Origin of the sequence: Allocoleopsis sp., assembly GCF_036703385.1 — a bacterium.
Lineage (GTDB): Bacteria > Cyanobacteriota > Cyanobacteriia > Cyanobacteriales > Coleofasciculaceae > Allocoleopsis.
Window position 1 is genome coordinate 1 of record NZ_DATNPA010000090.1, and the last position, 3,656, is coordinate 3,656.

Sequence of the window (3,656 nt, forward strand, 5' to 3'; positions counted from 1 at the left end):
TAGCTGTGCTTGCTTAGCTGCCACTCGCCTATTTGGATAGTACCCTTGAGCACGAAAATCTCCAAATCAGCAGTGAATATACCTGCTGGTGCCTCAAACTGCGGCAGGAGTACCACTCTTGAAGTGGATACTCCACAGTCGTGCCACGTCAGCAATCGTCGTCTTCCGGGTACTACGTTCTCTGGCATACCACTTACTCGCCACCCCTGCTCTTCGGGCACAGCATTTGTGTCAAAGTATTGGTACTGACGAGGTACGTACTCTTTGGAGATCGCTGTACGCCTTCCCGATAGGCTCATGCGCCCTCTACCGTCTCCACCCCAATCCTCCTTTACAGGCGCGGCATACAAAAAGTTATCTGCCTCTCCTTCGCTTGCAGCATTAAACGCTCTGCCCGTATCACCCATGATTTTGCCGCCTCCTTTGTAAGGGCTTCCTCCCCTTTACTCCGCTCATCTTATCTGATAGAGCTCCTTGTGTGGAGGGAATTGGTATGAAAGCTAAAAATAAACTCTCTGGCAATACTTTCTAGGAGTAAGAAAAGGAATAGTTATTTATTTTGAAAAGGAATAAATTCGTGTTTGAGATAAAATTTATTGGCTTGTAAATCTATAGCATCAACTCTAACGGCAAAAATACCAATTCAACTGTGGGAACGTGCGTGATTTAATTCGGTCATTCTCCCTGAACTGGCTGATCTGATATTCGCCATTGACTAACTGGTAAACGCTGAGTGTAGGTTGCTTTGGGTTGCCAATGTAGCGCTTGCCACCTAATCCTAGATAGTCTGAAATCCAATATTCTTGGATACCCATCGTTTCGTAATCTTCTACCTTCCTGGCGTAATCATTTTCCCAGTTAGTAGTAACGACTTCCACTACCAAGGGAATAGATGTCCCTTGAGTAATCGTTGCTGCTTTTTCCCATAGAGGTTCACTCCTAAGGGCATTACGGTCTACGATAAGCACATCTGGCAGATAACCCGTCTCCCAGCTCGGTGCTTTAACTAATGCGCGTGTAGGGAAACGGTAAGGCAGTTGCAACCTAGAAGTTTCCAGAATCAGTTGTCTGGAGATAAATTCGGTAACTTCTTCGTGTTTCCCTGTTGGCTGCATTTCTATAATTTGCCCGTCAATGAGTTCGTATCGCCCATTCTCCGGATACCAAGCAATAAACTCATCAAATGTTACATGTTTCGGTATGGCTTGAATCATGGCGATCGCTCCTTCACAACAAACTATTTCATCCAGTAACGCTGTTACTCTTCTAACGCATTAGCGCTGCGCTCGCGCGATCGCTTCAAATACTGCCCCTGCGGTGAACCCAATACCTGTCCCCGGTCATAAATCAAATTCCCGCGTAAGAATGTACTCTTAACCCGTCCCGTCAACTCCATCCCTTCAAAGGGGGTATAACCCTGTTGCGACTCGGATTCAGCAGCACGGACAACAAACGTTTCATTCGGATCAACCAGCACTAAGTCAGCATCATACCCAACCGCAATGTCACCCTTTTGAAACGGGCCAAATCGTTGTGCCGGATTCCAACACAGTAGCTTTGCCATGTGGTTGTAGGACATGCCCCGTTTACTCCCCTCACTAACAATCCCTGAGAGCAGATATTCTGTACCACCAAAGCCAGACTTAGCCAGCCAAATGTTGTCCGGCTCTCTCAAGCTGGCTTTTTTCTCCGCTGAACAGCAAGCATGATCGCTGACAATCCAATCCACCTGATGATTCAGGACTGCATTCCATAAATATTCAACATCCGAGCGCGGACGAATTGGAGGATTAACCTTTGCCCATTTACCCGTAGGAGCATCTACATCTAGGAGGAGATGTCCCACTGTAACTTCTCGTTTGAAATTGATGTGGGGAAAAGTCGTTTGCATCATCAGAGCTGCTTCGACCGCCTTGCGGGAACTTAGATGCAGCAAATTGATGTTGACACAGTTCGTTTCGTGAGCCAGATAAGATGCAATACAAATAGCTAATCCTTCTGAGTGGGGAGGACGAGCCGCGCTATAAGCATTGAGTCCGGTGAGGGTCGTATCTTGCTGCACAATTTTGGTGTAAGCATTGAGAATCTCAGCCACCTCACAGTGCAGGCTGAGACTGAGTGTGTCCTGCATGGTGGGGTAGCGTTCCCTCAGTTGAGACAAACTCCGCATAATGAATTCAAAGTGGGCGAAGTCGTAGCGATCTTCCTTATTAATCATCAGAAATAGATTCTGTTGATCGGAAAGACCGTGGAGACCATAACCCCCATAGAACATAAAAATTTTGAACGAAGCAACCCCATGCTGCTCAAACAACCACTGCATTTCGTCAATATGCTGAGGGGCGATCGGCGCTATATGATAGCCATAATCCACAAAAAAATTGCCCTCTGACAAAGCCAGCACTTCTGGAAAAAAATCCTTGTAAGAACCTCCTTTATTCAGGTAATACTGACCCGTGCGGATATAGTTCAGGCTGGTGGTGACTCCCCCCATTGCCGCTGCTTTGCTTTCTGCGATCGCATCTTGGTCGAGGGCTTGATAGATTCCGATGTGCATGTGGGCATCAACAACCCCTGGAAAACCCAGCAGGTTCTGAGCGTCAAATACCTCTTTGGCCTGCTCCAGGCTGATTTCCGGGGAAATTTGGGTGAATTTACCATCCTTAATTCCCAAATCCAGGCACTCCACGGATGATTGATGAGGACGCACCACGCGGACGTTTTTGATAAGTCTATCTAGAACTAGAGTTTCAGACACAGGACTTCTTGCCAAAATCAGTTAGACCAATTCTCTATCAAGTTGCCTAAAATAAAACTTATAGAACGAAATTATATTTAGGAGAAACCCCAATGGAAGGTTTTAACGAGTATCATTTAGACCCCAAAGAGTTTCCTTTCCTCAACAACCTTCAAAATAGCTGGAAAGCTATTAGAGATGAATTCAGCCGCTTTAGGCACGAAGCATCTCAGGAAGAATTACAATTTACTTTTGACGTTTTGGGGCCTAAAAGTAAAACGATTAAGACTAAAGGCAATGCGAAGTATAGCGCTTTTGGAGTATTATTTCAAGGAATGTTTATCGAAAAATATATTCAAGTGCATCAAATTCAATATCCTCAGTATGAATTACAGGATGTACCCCAAAAAGCACTGGAATTAAGAGAACGATACTTCCCCAAGTTAACTAAGACGATAGAAGAATCAAATTCACTCAATGATAATATCTTGAGAAATGTGTATTATGGGACATTTCATCCAGGGCTGGATATCAAACTGCATGTGAACTATAACCCTCACATGAATCGCGGTTATCTAGGGTTGATTGTGCCAGAGGGAGATGTGGCGATGAAAATCTGCCATGACAAGCTTTATTGGCATGAAGGCGAATTCTTGATTTTAGATCACAGCTATCCCCACTGTCCGCATAATTATACCGATTACGAAAGGACTGTTTTGGTTGTAGATTTCTTTAAAACTGATAAGCCGAGAGAAGAAGTGATTCAGTTTGAACAGGAATTAGTCCAACAGCGGATGCAAGAAAATCCTTACAGCTTAGGTGTTTTTGGTAAAAGTGATGAAGCCAAAAAAGAAGACTTTATTAAATATGGATTAAGTCATCAATTGGAATGGGATAAAGCTTTAGGAGCGTAATTCGA

4 protein-coding genes are annotated in these 3,656 nt (G+C 44.5%); 1 reads left to right on the top strand and 3 read right to left on the bottom strand.

Translation table 11 applies throughout. The features are described from left to right. From V6C93_RS04570 to V6C93_RS04580, 3 genes are all read right to left on the bottom strand, one after another. A partial coding sequence (locus tag V6C93_RS04570) for a DUF4437 domain-containing protein (RefSeq protein ID WP_349262615.1) occupies positions 1-299 on the bottom strand: 299 nt, incomplete at its 3' end. A gap of 324 nt (positions 300-623) precedes the next feature. After that, a complete protein-coding gene (locus V6C93_RS04575) occupies positions 624-1,214 on the bottom strand; it encodes a Uma2 family endonuclease (RefSeq protein WP_333475468.1) in 591 nt (196 codons plus the stop codon). 44 nt (positions 1,215-1,258) lie between these two features. Continuing rightward, positions 1,259-2,758: an amidohydrolase family protein gene (locus V6C93_RS04580; protein WP_333475469.1), complete on the bottom strand. Its 1,500-nt coding sequence runs from the start codon at positions 2,756-2,758 to the stop codon at positions 1,259-1,261. A gap of 92 nt (positions 2,759-2,850) precedes the next feature. Here V6C93_RS04580 and V6C93_RS04585 point away from each other — a divergent pair, with 92 nt between their 5' ends. Then, entirely contained in the window at positions 2,851-3,651 is an 801-nt protein-coding gene (locus V6C93_RS04585; protein ID WP_333475470.1) for an aspartyl/asparaginyl beta-hydroxylase domain-containing protein, read from the top strand. The last annotated feature ends 5 nt before the right edge of the window (positions 3,652-3,656 follow it).